At 60.5% G+C, this 1,636-nt stretch carries 1 protein-coding gene; it reads right to left on the reverse strand.

Annotated elements, in window-relative coordinates; translation table 11 throughout:
- Positions 1 to 1,351 (reverse strand): oligosaccharide flippase family protein (locus Q4P78_RS08560; RefSeq protein ID WP_303339959.1); only part of this gene is annotated, 1,351 nt, incomplete at its 3' end.
- Between the last annotated feature and the right edge of the window lie 285 nt (positions 1,352 to 1,636).

Raw genomic sequence — 1,636 nt, forward strand, 5'->3', positions numbered from 1 at the left:
TGAGGCCGACTATTAATAGGACAAAGAGCCACACCACGCGCCGCAGGGTGTCGCGGTTGATGCGGTAGCCGTAGCGGCGGCTGTAGACCAGGCTAATCATGCCGAGGTCAAAGAGGTTGCTCAGCGACAGTCCCAGTCCTGCCCCAATCAGCCCGTAGTGTTGGTAACCCAGGGTGACGAGCAGACAAAACACTACGTCGTACAGTCCCTCCATTACGACATACAGCCGGCCGTCCCCCCGCGCCAGGGGCAGGTAGGCTATGGGCGTATAGACCGCCTTGAAGTACATATAGGGTGCAGCACAGAGCACCATGGGCAGGATGACGAGAAAGTCTGCCGTATAGAGCAGGCGAATGATGAGGGGAAGCCCCAAAGCAAAGGCGATGAGAAAGGGCGCCATCAGCACCACCAGGGCATTCATCTGTCGGTTGATGGCTAGGTTGGCTGCGCGGCGTTGATTGCCCGTAGCCGCCAGGGTGGGAAAGTAGTCGGCATCCAGCGCCACAAAGATGAGGCGGGCATAGCTCACCGTCAGCGTCACACCGGCCGCATAGTATCCTACCTCTGCCGCACCCGAGGCCGAGCGCATCAGTATGGTACGAATCAATATCTCGGCCAAGGCCGTAATCATCCCCGCCACGATGTAGGCCAGTCCGAGGCGGAGCATGGGTACGCCGCGTAGGAGGTAGCGTCGTGACCAGCCCCCGATGCGGTAGGGAAAGTCGCGCAAGGACTCCCGTAGGGTAAAGCCCGCACTGCATAGTGCTGAGAGCACAATCATGGGGACAATGCCGCGCATGCCCCAGCCCCCGTAACAGACGATGCCCGCCACCAGCGTGCCCACTGCCGTCCATAGGCCGGCGCGAGCCAGGGGGCGCAGGCGGTGCAGGGCTTTGAGCAACGCCGCTTCGCCGGCACTGAAGGTCAGCAGTCCTACGACCGGGGAGAGCAGGGCATAGGCTGTGGTGTGGGCATAGCCGCCGGTGGTCATCAGGCTCAGCAGGGGAGCGGTCAGCAGGGTGAGCAGGGTACCCAGCAGAGCGGTGATGAATACCCATGTGCGTATGAGCCGCACCCGGCGAGTCAGGCGCAGCGCCACCTGTCGTTCGGCAGGCGTGTCGGTCTCCCCGCGTATTTCGGAGAGGCGTTTGACCGCACTTAGTCCCAGCCCAAAGTTTGTCGCGTTGCCGATAAACTCTAGCGTGCGCTGGTAGAGGTCGCTGAGGCCCATGCCGGCTGCCCCAATCAACACTGCGGCCAACTTATTGCGCAAAATGGAGATGAGGATGCTCAGGGCCTGCACGCTGCCGAGCAGGCCGGTCGAACGGAAGATGTGGCGGTAGGACGGCAAGGGGAAGAATGGAATTTAGAGGGAAAGCTTGTATGTATTCATAGTCATGGCTCGTTTTCTCGCCACGGCATAGTTCAAGCCCTAGTGGTCTTGCTTTTGCTTAGCTAGGCTGCGGTTCAGCATTGCTGCTCAAGCCTTTGGTTTGACAGGCACTGCCTTCACCTTGCACTAGCTTTGGCTCTGCTCGTTTGGCTTAACGAAAACGTTTGTTTCGCGCTGCACAAAGCCGCAGCGGCGGTAGAGGCGGTTGGCTGCCTCACGGCTGGGGCGTGAGGTCAGGTTGAG

This window comes from Rothia sp. (in: high G+C Gram-positive bacteria) (genome assembly GCF_030540545.1).
GTDB lineage: Bacteria > Actinomycetota > Actinomycetes > Actinomycetales > Micrococcaceae > Rothia.